17 protein-coding genes are annotated in these 16,268 nt (G+C 72.1%); 13 read left to right on the forward strand and 4 right to left on the reverse strand.

Going from position 1 to position 16,268, the window contains the following annotated elements:
* The first annotated feature begins 120 nt into the window (after window positions 1-120).
* The gene (locus ACIHFB_RS21960) at window positions 121-495 is read left to right on the forward strand and encodes an SH3 domain-containing protein (protein WP_365271997.1); all 375 of its coding nucleotides are present in this window, start codon (window positions 121-123) and stop codon (window positions 493-495) included.
* Window positions 496-606: 111 nt separating this feature from the next.
* Here ACIHFB_RS21960 and ACIHFB_RS21965 read toward each other — a convergent pair whose 3' ends face one another.
* A complete protein-coding gene (locus ACIHFB_RS21965; RefSeq protein WP_400127659.1) occupies window positions 607-1,050 on the reverse strand; it encodes a hypothetical protein in 444 nt (147 codons plus the stop codon).
* Between the two features lie 130 nt (window positions 1,051-1,180).
* On the opposite strand from ACIHFB_RS21965, the gene ACIHFB_RS21970 reads away from it, so the two are divergent.
* The 5 genes from ACIHFB_RS21970 (at window position 1,181) to ACIHFB_RS21990 (ending at window position 7,898) form a co-directional block, all read left to right on the forward strand.
* A complete protein-coding gene (locus tag ACIHFB_RS21970) occupies window positions 1,181-2,398 on the forward strand; it encodes a PP2C family protein-serine/threonine phosphatase (protein ID WP_365272002.1) in 1,218 nt (405 codons plus the stop codon).
* Between the two features lie 68 nt (window positions 2,399-2,466).
* Window positions 2,467-3,579 (forward strand): hypothetical protein, encoded by a 1,113-nt coding sequence (locus ACIHFB_RS21975; protein ID WP_365272005.1) that lies wholly within the window; start codon window positions 2,467-2,469, stop codon window positions 3,577-3,579.
* Between the two features lie 122 nt (window positions 3,580-3,701).
* Entirely contained in the window at window positions 3,702-4,055 is a 354-nt protein-coding gene (locus ACIHFB_RS21980) for a hypothetical protein (protein ID WP_365272008.1), read from the forward strand.
* A 4-nt stretch (window positions 4,056-4,059) separates the two neighbouring features.
* The gene (locus tag ACIHFB_RS21985; protein ID WP_400127660.1) at window positions 4,060-6,546 is read left to right on the forward strand and encodes a caspase family protein; all 2,487 of its coding nucleotides are present in this window, start codon (window positions 4,060-4,062) and stop codon (window positions 6,544-6,546) included.
* Window positions 6,543-7,898, forward strand: a complete 1,356-nt coding sequence (locus ACIHFB_RS21990; RefSeq protein ID WP_365272014.1) for an extracellular solute-binding protein — start codon at window positions 6,543-6,545, stop codon at window positions 7,896-7,898. The genes ACIHFB_RS21985 and ACIHFB_RS21990 overlap by 4 nt, the downstream gene beginning before the upstream one ends.
* On the opposite strand, the gene ACIHFB_RS21995 is transcribed toward ACIHFB_RS21990, so the two are convergent.
* Window positions 7,899-9,137 carry an amidohydrolase gene (locus tag ACIHFB_RS21995; protein ID WP_400127661.1) on the reverse strand — a complete coding sequence of 413 codons (1,239 nt, stop codon included), beginning with the start codon at window positions 9,135-9,137 and terminating at the stop codon, window positions 7,899-7,901.
* A gap of 88 nt (window positions 9,138-9,225) precedes the next feature.
* On the opposite strand from ACIHFB_RS21995, the gene ACIHFB_RS22000 reads away from it, so the two are divergent.
* The 3 genes from ACIHFB_RS22000 (at window position 9,226) to ACIHFB_RS22010 (ending at window position 11,055) form a co-directional block, all read left to right on the forward strand.
* Window positions 9,226-10,074 (forward strand): helix-turn-helix transcriptional regulator, encoded by an 849-nt coding sequence (locus ACIHFB_RS22000; protein ID WP_365272020.1) that lies wholly within the window; start codon window positions 9,226-9,228, stop codon window positions 10,072-10,074.
* The gene (locus ACIHFB_RS22005; RefSeq protein WP_365272023.1) at window positions 10,034-10,327 is read left to right on the forward strand and encodes a DUF397 domain-containing protein; all 294 of its coding nucleotides are present in this window, start codon (window positions 10,034-10,036) and stop codon (window positions 10,325-10,327) included. The genes ACIHFB_RS22000 and ACIHFB_RS22005 overlap by 41 nt, the downstream gene beginning before the upstream one ends.
* A 71-nt stretch (window positions 10,328-10,398) precedes the next feature.
* Entirely contained in the window at window positions 10,399-11,055 is a 657-nt protein-coding gene (locus tag ACIHFB_RS22010) for a Uma2 family endonuclease (protein ID WP_365272026.1), read from the forward strand.
* 11 nt (window positions 11,056-11,066) lie between these two features.
* Here ACIHFB_RS22010 and ACIHFB_RS22015 read toward each other — a convergent pair whose 3' ends face one another.
* The gene (locus ACIHFB_RS22015) at window positions 11,067-11,192 is read right to left on the reverse strand and encodes a hypothetical protein (protein ID WP_365273468.1); all 126 of its coding nucleotides are present in this window, start codon (window positions 11,190-11,192) and stop codon (window positions 11,067-11,069) included.
* Window positions 11,193-11,349: 157 nt separating this feature from the next.
* On the opposite strand from ACIHFB_RS22015, the gene ACIHFB_RS22020 reads away from it, so the two are divergent.
* The 4 genes from ACIHFB_RS22020 (at window position 11,350) to ACIHFB_RS22035 (ending at window position 15,350) form a co-directional block, all read left to right on the forward strand.
* Window positions 11,350-12,693, forward strand: a complete 1,344-nt coding sequence (locus ACIHFB_RS22020) for a tetratricopeptide repeat protein (RefSeq protein WP_365272028.1) — start codon at window positions 11,350-11,352, stop codon at window positions 12,691-12,693.
* A 71-nt stretch (window positions 12,694-12,764) separates the two neighbouring features.
* Window positions 12,765-13,769, forward strand: a complete 1,005-nt coding sequence (locus ACIHFB_RS22025) for a permease (protein WP_400127662.1) — start codon at window positions 12,765-12,767, stop codon at window positions 13,767-13,769.
* Complete coding sequence (locus ACIHFB_RS22030) at window positions 13,766-14,485, forward strand: TIGR03943 family putative permease subunit (RefSeq protein ID WP_400127873.1); 720 nt, start codon at window positions 13,766-13,768, stop codon at window positions 14,483-14,485. Before ACIHFB_RS22025 ends, ACIHFB_RS22030 begins: the two co-directional genes overlap by 4 nt.
* A 70-nt stretch (window positions 14,486-14,555) precedes the next feature.
* Window positions 14,556-15,350: a GAF and ANTAR domain-containing protein gene (locus tag ACIHFB_RS22035; protein WP_400127663.1), complete on the forward strand. Its 795-nt coding sequence runs from the start codon at window positions 14,556-14,558 to the stop codon at window positions 15,348-15,350.
* A 115-nt stretch (window positions 15,351-15,465) separates the two neighbouring features.
* On the opposite strand, the gene ACIHFB_RS22040 is transcribed toward ACIHFB_RS22035, so the two are convergent.
* Window positions 15,466-16,227 (reverse strand): hypothetical protein, encoded by a 762-nt coding sequence (locus ACIHFB_RS22040; RefSeq protein WP_400127664.1) that lies wholly within the window; start codon window positions 16,225-16,227, stop codon window positions 15,466-15,468.
* Window positions 16,228-16,268: the final 41 nt, after the last annotated feature.

Below are 16,268 nucleotides of genomic sequence, written 5' to 3' on the forward strand. Positions count from 1 at the left end.
CAACGGCCTGGCGGCCGGGTGCGCGACCGCACCGGCCGCATACGGGCGCATGCGTCCGCTCTCCGGTGGAGGGTTCACCCGATCGGGTGTCTCATGGTTCTGGGGAGAAGGAGGCCGATCATGCGCACCACTCCGGCCCTGCGGACCCTGGCCGTAGCCCTGCTGACCGGCGGAAGCCTCGCCGTTGCGACGGCGGGCGGCACGGCATTTGCCGGTGACGGCTCCTCCGGTTCGGTCTGGGGCACCGTCGTCTCCGCGACGAAGGTCGACCTGCGGCAGTCGCCCACCGTCCACTCGGCCGTCGTCGCCCGGCTGGTACCGGGCAGTCAGGTCCGCGTCGAGTGCAAGGTCGTCGGCCAGAGCGTCAACGGAAACCCGCACTGGTACTGGGTCGTGGGCGCCGGGGCGTGGGCGAACGCCGCCTTCGTCGACACCGGCGGGCACCGGGTGCCCAGTTGCGCGGACCCGTGCCCTCAGTGGAAGAACGTGTGGTGACCGGAGGCCATCACCAGGGGGTTTGACCGGGGGAAGGGAACAGGGGAGCGCGTGGGCCCCGGCCGGTCGTGCCGGGGCCCACGCGTGTGTTCCGGAATGCCGGTGGAGCGCCTAGCGGGGCAGGCGGTTTCCCTCCCCGTCCTCGTGCGTGTAGTAGCGGTAGAAGAACACCGCGAAGATGGCCGCCGTGACCACCAGGCTCATGACGACGGAGCGCAGGACGCTCGCCCCCGTCTGGCTGTAGAGGAACCCGAATGCCGCGCCGGCGAAGGCGGACTTCGTCAGCGAGTGCAGTTCCCGCTTCAGACGCGGGGCCAGCGTCGCCACGGCGATGCAGAGGACGATGAACGCGAGCGCGGTGACGAAGCCGAACAGGATGTTCCAGCCGGTGATCTCGCCGCCGCCGCGCCGGTTGGCCGCGGCCCAGTAGCCGTAGACGAGCCCGAGGACCACGGGGATCGCATACCTCGCGATCTCATGGGTCCGTTCGCTGAAGACGTCGGGTGTGGGGAGCCGCGTGGCCACCGGGCCGGACGCGGGTGCCGCTTGAGCCATGAGAGGACTCCTCTCTTGTCGCCCCTGTCATCCAGAGCACACCTGCGCGGGTCCCCTGGCAAGTCGGTGACCAACCCACCCGGCGGCGTTCCGGATGCGGTCCGCGCGGCGGCGTGCTTCGCTGGGCGTCATGAGCGGGCGCGGACTGAGGCCGGTGGGCGGTCGGCGCCCGCTCGTACGACTGCCGGACGCCGTGCCCCGGGACGAGCTGCAACAGCACCAGATGCTGCGGGCCGGGGACCACAGCGTCACCTGGGTGCCGCCCTTCCTGGTGCTCGTCGCCATCCTGATCGTCGACTGGAACACCACACAGGACTTCCGGATCATCACCTGGATCGTGCTGGTGCCGGGTATCGCCGCCGCGATCTGCGGGGTGTGGGGCACCGCCGCCTACGCACTGCTCGCGACGATCGTCTACCCCATCGCGGACAACGCCTGGCCGAACGAGTACCAGGCCGGACCGGCCGACTTCTTCCTCGTCGCCGTAGGCGGCGTCCTGGCCGTGCTGGCCTGCGCGGTCAGGGTGCGCGGCGAACGCCGCATGCTGCACATGCGGGACGTCGCCGAGACCACCCGGCGTACCGTGCTGCGCCCGCTCCCGCCGGGCTGGGGCGGCCTGGAGCATGCCGCGGTCTACCTCACCGCCGACGTGGAGGCCCGCGTCGGCGGTGACTTCTACGACATCCAGCCCGGCCCGCACGGCACCCGCGTCCTCCTCGGTGACGTCCAGGGCAAGGGCCTCGGCGCGGTCGAGGCGGCGGCCGCGCTGCTGTGCACCTTCCGCGAGGCCGGCTACCACGAACCGGACCTGGCGACGGTCGCCGACCGCCTGGAGGTGCGGATGCTGCGGCACGGCGCGCATGTCAGCGCTCTCGGCCGCGCCGACGGCGACCGCTTCGCCACCGCCGTCCTGCTCGGCCTCTCCGAGCGGGAACCCGACACCGTCCGGTCCGTCGTCTTCGCCCATGAGCCGCCGCTCCTCGTCGGCCCCGACGGTGTCCGCGCCCTGCCGCCCGGCGACACCCTCCCGCTCGGCCTGAGCACCCTCGCCCCCGCCCAGGGCCCGCCGCCCGTGCACCGGGTCACCCTCGCCCCCGGTGAGACGCTGCTGCTGACCACCGACGGGGTCACCGAGGCCCGTGACTCCGACGGCGAGTTCTACCCCCTGACCACGGAGGTCGCCCGCGCCGTCGCCGACGACCCGCGCACCGTCGAACCCCGCCGTCTCGTCGACTTCGTACGGGAGGGCGTGCTGCGGCACTGCGGCGGGCACCTGGCCGACGACACGACGGTGTTCGCCGTACGGCGGCTTATGCCCCCTGATGGGCAGTCCGGTTTGCGCTCCTGACACCCACCTTTGCGGCCGCAGCGGTTACGGTGCTGCGGTAAGTGATCGACGGGGGATTGGGAGGGACGATGCCCGGAACCGTGCTGCTGCTGGCGGCCTCACCGCTGGGCAAGGGGCGTCTGGTGGACGCCGCGTCGGTCCTCCCGGTCCTCGCGGCGGTCCCGCCCGCCGTCCTGTCCGGCACGGACACCGCGAACGTCGTCGAACTCGCCGACCCCCTGGAGCCGCAGGCCGTCCTCACCCGGCTGCGCGCCGCCGCGGCCGCCCCCGGCCCGCTCACCGTCTTCGTCGCCGGCCAGCTCCAACTCGACCGCAAGCAGTACCTGCCGCATCTGGCGCTGGCGCGGACGACGCCGTCGACGGTGCGGTACACGGGCTTTCCCTGGCACTGGGTGCGGGAGGAACTGCGGTTGCGGACGCCGGGGAGCACGACCCTCGTGGTCGATCTGCACGCGGACGCGGAGACCTGGGACCACCTGCGGAGCCGGCCCTTCGACTCGGGGAACAACGCCGCCGTCTACGGACGCATCGCACCGCCGCCGCACCGTCGGACGGTGGCTGCGCCGTCGTACATGAAGGTGGTGGCGACGATCCTGCGGAGCGGGCACCGGCCGCCGCTGGAGCAGCTGCATCAGCAGGCGTTGAGCCGCATCGCCAACGACGGCTCGTACGGGGACCTGGTGCTGGCGCCGCCGTCGGTGGGCGGGCCGGTTCCGGTGCCGGTGCACGTACCCCGTCCGCAGCACCCGCCGACGGTTCCCGACCCGCACTCCGCGATCAGCTCCGCCGTGCAGTCCGGGCGCCACAACGAGGCCGACGCGCTCGCCGCGCACCATGAACAGGCCGCGCTGAGGGCGTACGGTCCCGGCTCCGAGCAGGCCCTGCACTGGGCCGAAGTCCGTGCCGATCTCGCCATGTTCGCCGGGGACTCGGTCCGCAGCTGCCGTACCTGGCTGTCCGTCGCCACCGCGCGGCTCGGTGCCGGGCAGCCGCCGGGCGATCCGGCCGTCGAGGCCGCCGTCGACCGTGCGCACCACCAGTGGGGCCGGATCGCCGACCCGGCGCCGGCCAGGGAACTCGGTTCCGCACTGGCCGACCTGAGGGCGCGGGTGCCGGGGCGCCGGCAGGGCGCGCTGGATCACATTCAGCGGCAACTGCACCAACTCCAGGCGCAGAGCTAGTCACAGCGCACAGCGCACGGAAGCGCGGCTTACCGCCCGCGCGCTTCGGCGCTCATCCGCCGAACCCTGGAGCCCCGGCAACACCACTGTCATGATGGTGAGTTATGGCTGAGGGGGATTCAGTGGCCGACAGGGACGAACGGGCCATCCGCGTCCGGCTCGACGAGACCGCGCGTGACAGCGACCTCGACGCGCTGCGCACGTGGCTGGAGCGGGAACAGCCGCTCGACGAGATGGTGCGCGAGGGCAGGCTGCGCATCCAGGAGCGGGCCCGCACGGACGAGACCGGCGCCCCGATGGGCGTCGGCACGGACATCGTCATCCAGCTGATCGGGGCGGCCGCGGGCGCCGTCTTCCTCCAGCTGCTCAACCAGGTCGGACGGTCCGTCGAGGCCTGGCGCGCCAACCGCCGCGAGGTGCAGGACGGCGAGCCGCCCACGGGCACCGTCGACTCGTTGGACGGCGACGGGTCCTGAGCCGGTGAGCCCCAGCAAGAACCGGGCGCTGCTGGTGGGAGTGTCCACATACGAGGACAAGCAGCCACCGCGCGGCGTTCCCGGCGATCTTCCCGCCGTCGAGCACAACCTGACCATGCTCCGGCGGGCCCTGCTGCGGGGCGGGGTGTTCGACGAGGACTCGATCACCGTATGCCGGTCGCCCTCGCAGGACGAGTTCAACGACGCGCTGCACACGGTCGCCGCGGAGGCCGACGGGCTGCTCCTGCTGTACTTCGCCGGACACGGCGCCACGCCCAGCTCCGGCGACCGGCTGTTCCTTCAGATGCGCAACGCGCGCGTGATCGCGGGCGGTCACACCGTCTTCCACGGCGCGGTGAAGTACGACGACGTCCAGACCGTGCTGCTCAGCAGCCCGGCCGAGCGGATCGTGGTCGTCCTCGACTGCTGCTACGCGGGCAACGCGGGCCTCGCCTGGGAGCACGAGTACCGCGACAAGCGGCGGGTGCTGCTGCTGATGAGCGTGCAGGCCAACCACCGTATCGATGCCGGTGACGCCGCCACACCGACGCCGTTCACCGCCGAGCTCGTCCAACTCCTGGAGAAACCGGGCAAGTTGTCGTTCCGCTGGCTCTCCGGCGAACTGCGTGAGCGGATGGCCGGCCGGCAGACCATGCGCCGCGAGCCCTGGGTGCCGCAGAGCCGGGCGGAGCCCGGTCAGGACGCGCTGCTGTCCGAGTGGCCGGAGGAGACCGCCGCGGTGAAGCAGCCGATCGTGTCACCTCCCCCGTCGAGACCGTCGGCCCTGCTGCAACGACTGCGCCGCCGCGCCGCCGTCCTCGGCACGCTCGTGCTCACCGTCACCGCCTTCGCCCTCGGCTCGTACGGCCTGTACGCCCTCGTCGGCTCCTCCCCCGGCTGCGCGCCGCCCCTCGAACTGCGTCTGCTGACCGACCCGGATCTGGAGCCGACGGTGACGGCCGCGGCGGACGCCTATCTGACGTCGGAGGAGAACACCGACGGCGACGGCTGCCGGGTCAGCGGCATCACCGTGTACAGCGCCCGTTCCGCCGACGTGGTGACCGCGCTGCGGGAGGAGTCCGAGGCCTGGCAGGAGCCGCGGGCGGAGGAGACCAACCCGCAGCGGGACGTGGGGCCGCAGGCCGACATCTGGATTCCGGGCTCGCCCGCCGACGTCGCACGGGCCGAGCACGACCGCGACACGAACACCAAGGCCCGGCTGGAGGCGGAGGGGCGGCCCTTCGCGTACTCCCCGATCGTCCTCGCCGTCCCGACGGACGTCCCCGCCGCCGCTCAGCGCACCGGCCGTTCGCTCACCGCGCTTCTCGACGCGCTGCGCGGCCGCGCGGACGACGCCGAAGTGCGCCGTACCGACCCGGAGTTCGCCGACTCCGCCCTGCTCGCCACGATCGGCCTGTACGCGGACGCCGACGGTGCGCTCGACGTCGAGAAACAGCTCGACCAGCCGCGGCCGCCCGCCGACACGGCCGCGGGCCTGCTGTGCGAACTCCCGCGGAACGACACGGTGGACGACCGCACCGCCGTCCTCGTCCCCGAGTTCCTGCTGAAGACCGGTGTCCGCTGCGACAGCGCGCGGCGCAGTCCCCGGCTCGCCGAGTACCCCGATGACGTCCCCGGTCTGGAGCCCACGTTCGTCCGGGTCCGCTGGGAGGACGGCGACGGCGACCTGGCCGCGCGGGATGCCGCCGTGGCGGACTTCCGCGCCTGGCTCACCGACGGCCCGGGGCAGGACGCGTTCGCGCAGGCCGGCTTCCGTGCGGCCGCCGGCCCCCGTCCCCTGCTGGACGGGAGCGGGCCGGCGTTCGGGGTGCTGCCGGCGCCCGGTCCGCTCCAGGAGTCCGCCGGTCTGAACGAGATGGAGACGGCACTGAAGGACTACCGCGCCGCCCACGGTCCCGGCCGGGTCCTCTTCCTGCTCGACGGCTCCGGCTCGATGGCCTCGCTGTGGGACGGGCCCAGCGGCGGCCCCGGCCTGCTGAAACAGTCCCTCGGCGGACTCGGCGGCCAGGACGAGTACGGCGTGCGGATGGTGGCGGACACGCCCGACGGCGACACGTACGAGACGCTGCTTCCCCTCACCACCCACGCACGCGGGGACGCCGTGAAGAAGGTCGACCAGGCCGAGGTGCGGCCCGGCGCCGACTCCGACCCGCACGCCGCGCTGCTCGCCGCGCTCGACGAGATGGCGGACCGGGGCGCCGACGACCGCCCCCAGCTGATCGTCTACATCACCGACAGCGGGGACCACGACCGGATGACGGGCGGGAAGCTCGACGAGGTGCTGACCCGGGCCGAGTCGGCGGACGTACCGGTCGCGATGGTGTCGCTGCGCAGCGGGGCCTGCGCCGCGGGCAAGCCGGACGCCCGGATCTCCGCCGCGAGCGGCGGCCGCTGCCTGGACGCCGACGACGACATCGGCAAGGGCCTGTCCGCCGAGGTCGAACGGACGGGACTGGGGGAGGACCAGTGATCCGACGGACGGCGGCCCTGCTCGCCCTGCTGCTGGTTGCCGCCTGCACCGGCGGCGGGGACAGCACCTCCGCCGAACCCTCCGGCGACGTGGTCGGCGACATCGTGATCGCCAGCGGCCTGGACGTCACCGGCAAGGGCGGCATCCGCCAGCAGCTCATCGACGCCTGGAACGCGGGGCAGGAGAAGCAGGGCACCGGCTTCAAGGCCCGGCTGGTCGAACTCACCGGCAGCGCCGACGAACAGCGCAGCCAGCTCCTCGGCGCCCTCCAGTCGGGCAGCGCGACCTACGACGTGGTCAACCTGGACGTGACCTGGGTGCCGGAGTTCGCCGAGTCGGGTCTCGTCCGGGAGCTGCCCGACGACCTGCTCGACGACGACGTCATCGAGTCCGTCGCCGACACCGCCCGCTGGGACGGCAAGGTGTACGCGGCGCCCTTCAACGGCGACGTGGGGCTGCTCTACTACCGGCGCGACCATCTCAAGGCCGCGGGCCTGGAGCAGACGGAGCTGACGGGCGACCTCACCTGGAAGGGCCTGCTGAATGCGGTGGACTCCCTCGGCGACGACGAGCCCGGGGGCTACGAGAAGGGCTGGACCACCCAGCTCGGCGACTACGAAGGGCGCACCGTCAACGCGGTCGAGGCGTTCGCGTCCGCCGTGGACGACCTGGAACTGACCGACGGGCGGGGCCGTTACAGCGGCGACGCCGACACCTTGGAGAAGGGCATCAGGGAGCTGCGCGAGCGCACCCGGACGCCGTACGTCCTCCGGGACGCCTTCGACTCGGACGAGGCCGCCTCCCTGGCGGACTTCGCCGCGGGCCGCACCACGTTCCTGCGGCACTGGCCGTATGCGTACGGCGCCCTGCACCAGACCTTCGACGAGGAGCAACTCGGGGTGGTCCCGCTGCCCGGCAAGGCCGTGCTCGGCGGGCAGAACCTGGCGGTGACGGACGCGTCGCAGCGGGCGGGCAAGGCCATGGAGCTGATCGAGTTCCTCACCGGCAAGGAGAGTGAACGCTGTCTGCTGGACGCGGGGTTCGCGGCGACCCGGGAGTCGGCGTACACCGACGACGGGGTGCGCTGCACGGCGGCGGCCACGCCCGTTCCCTCCGCGACGGGTGAACGCCCGGACGACATGCCCCGCGAGGCGGGCCGCCCGGCGTACGCCCGCTCCACTCTCCTCCCCGCGCTCCAGCAGGCCGTGCAACGCCCGCGTACCGCCCTGTACGGCGCCTTCACCCAGACCCTCATCGCGCAGCTGGGCCCGCTGTTCACCGACGACCCGCCGTCCGAGGAGGAACTGGCGCGGCGACTGCACGAGGCGCTGAAGCGGGCCCTCCCCCGCTGATCAGCCCACGAGATACGCCAACGCCCCCGCCACCAGCGTCCGCACCCCCGGCGCGAGCACGGACAGGTCGGGTGCGAAGAGCGGGCTGTGGTTGCTGGGGACCGCGTCGAACTTCTCCATGAGGTCCTCGCCCTCCGCCGCGTCCCACACCTCGGCCGGGGTGCTCGTCACGAACCAGAAGGAGTACGGCAGTTTGCCCTCGGCGAGCTGTGCGAAGTCCTCGCTGCCCATCGCCGGGCCCGGGTCGAAGACGGCGGCCGCGCCGAACACCTCGCGGTGCACCTCGGCGATCCGGCCGTCGGTCTCCGCGTCGTTCACCGTCGCCGGGAAGTCGTTGCCCAGCGTGACCTCGGGCTCGCGCGGACAGCCCGCGGCCAGACACTCGCCGGCCGCGATACGCCGGATCGCGGCGACCATCCGGTCCCGGACCGCCGCGGACTGCGTCCGCAGGTTGAGGGAGATCCGGGCGGTGGCGGGGATGATGTTCGCGGCCGTGCCCGCCTCGATGCGGCCGACGGTCAGCACGGCGGACTCGCGCGGGGCGACCTCCCGGCTGATGACGGTCTGCAACCGGGTCACCAGATACGCGGCGGTCACCACCGGGTCGACGGTCGTCTCCGGACGCGAGCCGTGCCCGCCCCGCCCGTGCACCACGATGTCGACGTCCGTCGTGGCGGACAGGATCAGCCCGGGATGGTGCCCGTACAGTCCCGCAGGACCGGGCGCCACATGCTGGCCGAGCAGCACGTCCGGGCGCGGCAGCCGGTCGTAGAGCCCGTCCGCGACCATCGCGGCGGCGCCCTTGCCGGACTCCTCGGCGGGCTGTCCGACCACCAGCAGCGTCCCCGACCAGGCGTCCCGTCCCGCGGCCAGCGCCTGCGCCGCGCCCGTCAGCCAGGTCACATGCATGTCGTGCCCGCACGCATGCATCAGACCGGGAGTCTCGGACGCGTACGGCAGCCCGGTCTGCTCCTCGACCGGCAGCGCGTCCATGTCGGCGCGCAGCAGGACGGTCGGCCCGTCGCCGTTGCGCAGCAGCCCGGTGACCCCGGTGCCGCCTATGCCCTCGGCCGTCTCGAACCCGGCCGCTCCGAGTCGCTCGGCGAGCCCGGCCGCCGTCCGGTGTTCGCGGAAGGCCAGTTCGGGGTGGCGGTGCAGGTCGCGGTAGAGGTCTTCGAGTGCGGGGAGGGGGAGGTCGGCGGTGAGGTCCAGCGCGGTGCGTGCGGCAGCAGACGTCATGGCGTCAGGGTAGGGCGATCACCTATGGACCGCGGAGTTGCGTGATTCCCATCACCGGAGCGGAGTCGTTTGGCTACGCTCCGGTGATATGGCGCACATTCGCGAACTGGACCCCGGTGCCTCTCCGTTGGACTACTTCGGCTTCGAGTTGCGTAGAAAGAGGGAAGAAGCAGGGCTGACGCTGAAGCAGTTGGGCTCGGTCCTCTTCTGCTCGGGTTCGTTGATCGGCCAGATCGAGACCACGCTCAAGGTGCCGACGAGGGAATTCGCCGAGCGCGTGGACGCGGCGTTGATCACGGACGGGTATTTTTCGAGGCTCGTGGGGTTGGTGCTGCGCAGCCAGCTGCCGAACTGGTTCCAGCCTTACGCCGACATGGAGGCGAAGGCCGCGTACATCTCCACGTACCAGTGCCAGCTGGTGTACGGGCTTCTTCAGACGAAGGCGTACGCGGCGGCGCTGCTGAGCGTGGATCACCCCGACAGGGTCGAGGAGATGGTCGCCGCCCGCATGGACCGGCAGCGCATTCTGGAGCGGGAGAAGCCTCCCGCGCTGTGGGTGGTCCTGGACGAGTCGGTGCTGTACCGGATGGTCGGTGACCCGGACGTCATGCGCGAGCAACTCGCCCACCTGTTGAGCTTCCGGAACAACCAGTGGGTGCACATCCAGGTGCTCCCGTACTCTGTCGGCGGGCACACCGGGATGATGGGTTCATTCACCCTCCTGCGCTTCGACGATCACCCCGACCTCTTCTACTGCGAGAGCTACGACCAGGGGCACATGACCCCCAACCCGGAAGTAATCAGGGAACGTTCGGTCGGTTACGCTCGCTTGCAGGCCACCGCCCTCTCACCGGAGGACTCGGCCGACCTGATCGCCCGCGTGATGGAGGAACGCTATGGAGACCAGCAAGCAGCTGAAGACCGCGACGTGGCGTAAGTCCAGCTACAGCGGCACCAGCGGCGGTGAATGCGTGGAGTGTGCGCCTCTCGGTAACGCCGCGTGGCGTAAGTCCAGCTACAGCGGCAGCAGCGGCGGCGACTGCGTCGAGGTCGCCGACCTCACCCCCCACATCGCCGTCCGCGATTCCAAGAACCCCGGCCACGGCATCCTCACCCTCTCGCCGGAGGCCTTCGCCGCGTTCGTCGGCGGCGTGGCCAGCGGAAACGTAACAGCACACTCGTTCGAGTGAATGGTTCCCGATTGCCCGCGTGGGCTCCCCGTCTACGCTGAGGGGGTCGCGCCGAGCGAAGGAGGTCTGTCATGACGACGGCGGAGCCGATCATCATGCCGGGGTACCAGGGCGAGGCCATTCATGGCCCGTATGACGACCCCGACGAGGACAGTGACGCGGACAGCGGCGTGCCCAGCTACGAGGGCGCGAGCGTGGAGCAGGTCTTCGAGCTCTTCAGTGCGGCGGCCCCGCGGGGCTGGCGCGTGGAGTTGATCGAAGGAGATATCTACGTGACGCCACCGGCCGACGCGGACCACGAGCTGATTGTTTCGGAGCTCACTGACCAGGTTGCCGAGCGACGTCGTGACCGGTCTCTGCGCAACTGGACGGGCATCGGGTTGAATGTCCCTGGCGCTTCAAAGACTGGACACGTCGTACCCGACCTGGTTATCGCCCCGGCACGAAGCTTCCAGGGCGATGAGAAGTGGAACGATCCATCCCCCGCCCTCCTCGTTGCCGAAGTCACCTCCACCAGCACGGCCGACCGCGACCGTGAAAAGAAGATCCAGGGATACGCCCGTGCCGGCATCCCGGTCTACCTGCTGATCGACCGGGAGGAGGGCGAGGTCACGGTGTACTCCGAGCCCTCAGGTGACGACTACGCCAAGAGCCCCAAGCACAAGCTCGGCCTCACCGTCCCGCTCCCCGCCCTCCTCGGCTTCGAGCTGGACACCGCGGAGTTCTGAGCCCCGGTTCGCTAGCCAGCGTGACGCACCTGCTGTACCTGACCGTCCCGCCCCGCGTCCGTCGCCTTCGCCGGGCCCGTGTTCGCTGCCAGGAGCAGGGCCGCCACGGCGACGACGGCGGCGGCGAAACCTCTCACGTATCGCTGGGTGGGGCTGGTGCGTTCGAGCACGACGACCTCGCAGCGGCGGTGTGTGGCGATGGATTAAGTAGGTCTCCTACGCGGGTTTAATACACCGTTTAACCTATGGGCTGTGCTTGCCGAACGGCAAGAGGGGCCAGGGGAGTTGGGCGGCATGCCGGAGCGGGACGAGCCGGAGATCATCGGGCGCCGGGTGCAGCGGCTGCGGGTCGAGCAGGGGCTGACGCAGCGGCAGTTGGCCGAGCCGGCGTATACGCCCGCCTATGTCTCCACCATCGAGTCCGGACGCGTACGGCCCTCCGACGATGCGCTCAGGCATCTCGCCGAGCGGCTCGGCGTCGCCTTCGACGAGCTGGCCGGCGGGCGGGCCGCGCGGCTCGTCACCGAGCTGCGGCTGCGGCTCACCGACGTCCAGCGCACCCTGGCCACGGGCGAGAGCGAGGCCGCCGTCGAGGGGTTCCGGTCCGTTCTGGAGGAGGCCGAGCGGCACGGGCTGGCGGAGGAACAGGCCGCCGCGCTGCTGGGGCTGGGGGAATGCGGGATCGAGACCGGCGAACTGATCGAGGCGCGGAAGTGCTTCGAGCGGGCCGAGGCGGTGCTCGCCGACTCGCCGCTTCCCGTGCGGGTCCCGGCGATCCGCGGCCGGGCCCTCGCGCACTATCTCGCCGGTGAACTCCGTTACGCCGTCTACCTGCTGGAGTCCACCCTCGACGAGCTGAACCGGGGCGGTCTGCACGACCCGGATGCCCTGCTGCTGCTCTACGCCTCCGCCATCGGCCCCTACATGGACATGGGCGCCCACGCCCGTGCCGCCCAGGCCGCCGAGTTCGCGCTGGCGCTCGCCCCGCAGGCGGGCGACCCGGCGCTGGTGGCCCGGATGCACCGGCAGGTCGCCCGCACCCTGCTCGCCGAGGGACGGCTCGCCGAGGCCGACGCCTCGCTGGCCAAGGCGGCCGAGCTGTACCGCCAGCTTCAGATCCGCACCGAACTCGCCAACTGCCACTGGATGCGCGGCTACGTCTGGGCCCAGAACGGCGAACTCGACCGCGCCGAGGACGAGTTGAGAGCCGCGCTGGACATGCTGTCCGCCAAGCGGGCCGCCCTCTACAGCAGTCAGGTCGCCGTCGAGCTGGCCGACGTACTCCACCGGAGGGGGAAGTCCGAGGAGGCGACGGGACTGCTGCGGGGCGTTCTCGGCGATCTGTCCTCCGAACGCGGGGCCGTCCACTCCGCCGCCGCGCACCGGCTGCTCGGGATCATCGCCGAGGACACCGGGGACACGGACGACGCCGAGGAGCACTACGTACGGGCGCTCAGTCTGCTGGAGCGGGCCGGTGCCGCCGGTGATCTCGCCGACCTGTGCCGGCTGCTCGGCGATCTGCTGCGCCGTACCGGGCGGGTGGAGGCGGCCCTGGACGCCTACCGGACAGGGCTGGGACACCGTACGGCCCCCGGCACGACCACCCTCGGGCCCGCGCCCGCACAGCCCCCTCTTTGAGAAAGCCCGGCTCGGCCACAGGGGCTGCGGTTAGCCTGCGCGAGGATAAAGGGACGACCAGGGCGAGGCGCGTGGAGAACGAACGGACTGTGGCCGACGGCCTGCGGCTCGCCGTACGCACCCTCGTGTACGCCGTCCTGGGCGGCGCCGCCCTCATCGCCATCGCCACCGTCGTCTCCGTGCTCGGGCCGATGCTGGCCCTCGACCTCTACACCCCGCCCGTCGCCGCCTGGTGGACCGTCTTCACGGCCGTGGTCGTCCAGGCGGTGCCCTTCCTGCTCCTCGGGACCGTCGTCTCCGCGGCCATCGGCGCCTTCGTGCCGGAGAAGGTCTTCAGCCGGCTGCTGCCGAGGAACCAGGCGCTCGCCGTGCCGGTGGCGGGCGCGGCGGGGGTCGTGCTGCCGGGCTGCGAGTGCGCGTCCGTGCCGGTGGCGGAGAGCCTGATGAGGAGAGGGGTGGCCCCGGCCGCGGCACTCGCCTTCCTCCTCTCCGCGCCCGCGATCAATCCCGTCGTCCTCGTCGCCACCTCCATCGCCTTCCCCGGGCAGCCGGCCATGGTCCTCGGACGGCTCGTCGCCTCGCTCGCGACAGCCGTCGTGATGGGCTGGCTGTGGGTCCGCTTCGGCAAGGAGGAGTGGCTACGGCTGCCCAAGGGCCGTACGGCCGCGCACGCCACCGGGGTGCGTGCCTTCGCCTCCGGGCTCCAGCACGACTTCCTGCACGCGGGCGGCTTCCTCGTCCTCGGTGCCGCGGCCGCCGCGACCTTCAACATCGCCGTCCCCCGCTCCGTACTGGACGTCTTCACCGGCTCCGTCTGGCTGTCCGTCCTGCTGCCGGCCGTCCTCGCGGTCGTGCTCTGTGTGTGCAGTGAGGCCGACGCCTTCGTAGCGGCCTCGCTGACCGGTTTCTCGCCGACCGCGCGGCTGGCGTTCATGGTGGTGGGCCCGATGGTCGACCTGAAGCTCATCGCCTTGCAGGCGGGGACCTTCGGGCGGTCCTTCGCCCTGCGGTTCTCGTCCGTGACCTGGGTGGTGGCCGTCGTGAGCAGCGTGCTGACGGGGTGGTGGCTGCTGTGAGGCGCTACGGCTCGGCGATCCTGCTCCTGCTGACCGGCGCGGCGATCCTGCGGATCTCGCTGTTCGGCGAGCTGTATCTGCGGTACGTGCAGTCGGGGCTGCGGCCGTGTCTGGTCCTGTCCGGGGTGGTGCTCGTGCTGCTCGGGGCGGCGGCGGGGTTCGTACGGTGGCGAGGGCGGCACACGGACGAAGAGCACGCGCACGATCACGGTCATGTGCACCCCGGCCCCCGGCCGGCCTGGCTGCTCGCCCTCCCCGCACTCGCCCTGCTCCTCTTCCCGCCCCCCGCCCTCGGGTCCTACAGCGCCGGGCGCGAGGCGGCCCAGCAGGCGGCCCAGGGGATCGGGACCTTCCCCGCGCTGCCCTCCGGGGACCCGGTGGAGCTGACGCTCGGCGAGTTCAGCTCCCGGGCGATCTACGACAGCGGACGCTCGCTGAAGGGCCGTACCGTCCGCATGACCGGCTTCGTCACCCAGGACGACGACGGCACCTGGTACGTCACCCGGCTCTACGTCACCTGCTGTGCCGCCGACGCCACGACCAGCAAGGTCGAGGTCCGGGGCGAGGACGCGCCGCCCACCGACGCCTGGGTCACCGTCACCGGCAGCTGGCATCCGAAGGGCAGGCTGGGCAGCGACGACGCGTGGCCGCCGGTGGTGGACGCCGGGTCGGTGCGGAGGGTGAAGCAGCCGGCGGATCCGTACGAGAAGCGGTAGGCGGGGCGTTTCGGGTGGGGTGCCGAGGGTAGTCGGGCGTCGTCCGCGACGGACGAAGGAGGCGGTGGCCGTGCAGCCCAGGGACGACCGGTACGGCGGTCCCGGCGGCAGCGAGAGGCCCCGGCCCACGGGGAAGCGGGAACATGATCCGGCCGCCGGTGTGATCGGCGAGGAGGTGCGGGGCGCCCGGCCCGCGGAGATCCCGGGACGGCTGTGCTCGGTCGCGGTCCGGCTGATCGGGGTGAGCGGGGTGACCGTGTCGCTGTACAGCGGCGGCATGCCCGTACAGCTGTGTGCGAGCGACGCGCTGGCGAGGCGGCTCACGGAGCTCCAGGCGACGCTGGGGGACGGGCCCTGTCTGGCCGCCGCGGAGACCGGGACGGCGGTGTTCGCCGAGGATCTGGCGGGTGCGGCGGATGCCGGGCGCTGGCCGTTCTTCGCGCAGGAGGCGACGGCGGCGGGGATACGCGCGGCGTACGCCCTGCCACTGGGCGGCGAGGACGCCGGGGCGGGCCCGGAGACCGCACAGTGCGTGGGCACGCTGGACCTGTACCGCCGGGAGCCCGGTCCCCTCGACCCACGCGAACTGCGGACCGCACGGCTCATGTCCGGCGTCATGACCGTGGCGCTGATGGCCCTCCCCCACGAGGAGGACGGAGCACTGGACCCCGGCCGCTGGCTCAGCGGACTCGCCACCGACCACGACGAGATCTACCAGGCCACCGGGATGATCATGGCCCAGCTGGGGATCGGCGCGGACGAGGCGATGGCCCGGCTGCGGGGGCGGGCGTTCGCCCAGGACCGGACCGCGGTGGATGTGGCGCGGGATGTGGTGGCGCAGCGGGTGAGGTTCGACGGCGACTAAGTGCTCTGCTGGGTGCGGGTGTCGTCTGAGGGTGCGTTGTGGCTGGTCGCGCTCGCGCGGCGGAGCCGCACATTGATACAGCCCCGCGCCCCTTCGGGGCGCTGGCCCAACGTGCTCAGACTTCTGCGCGGCCCCTCTTGCGGACCTCGGCGAGGCGTTCGGCGCCCAGTTGCGCGATGCCTTGGGTGACGTCGGCCGATACGTTGCCGATGCCGCCGTTGGTGAGGGCGAGTGCGTCGTCGCCCACGCGGACGGCGGCGACGTCGAGGGTGAGGGCGAACTCGCCGTCGGCTGATTCCCCGGCGAGCGTCAGCCGGAGGGCCTCGCGGGCGTCGCCGATCTCGGGGAGTTCGAGACCGCTGACCTGGCCCGCGCGCAGGTCGCCCTGCGAGGTCGTGGCGGTGAAGGACGCGCACTTGTTCGGCAGCGTCCTCAGCCAGGCCAGGGTGGTGTCCACGTCCGCCGGGCGCTGGGTGACGACCTGGTAGCGCAGCTGTGCCTCGTCCCAGGTGTCGTCGAGTGCGGTGACCGCGCGGGACCTCGTGGTCGTGCCGAAGAGCTCCTCGCTGTAGAGGGTGTCGAGAAGCCGCTGGCAGTCGGGCCGGTCCGCCTGCGCCTTGAGCAGACCGTCGCGCCAGGTGGCGGCACCTTCCGTGGGGATCCAGGGTTCGCCCAGGTCGGTCTCCGTGACCAGGGCGGCCCGCGCCTGGGCCTCGGTGAGCGCGGGAACGGCCGCGGGGGACGACGGCCGGGCCGTGGTGGGGGTGCCCGGCGGTACGGCCGCCGAGGACGCGCGGTCCGGCCGGCCGACCGAGCATGCGCCCGCGGTCAGCACGACGGAGACGAGAAGGAGACAGACGGCCGAGGTGCGGGGCATCGAGGGGACTCCTGGGGGTGCCGGGGCGGAGGCGTGTCTCC

The sequence above is a fragment of the Streptomyces sp. NPDC051963 genome, from assembly GCF_044593495.1.
Classification (GTDB): Bacteria; Actinomycetota; Actinomycetes; order Streptomycetales; family Streptomycetaceae; genus Streptomyces.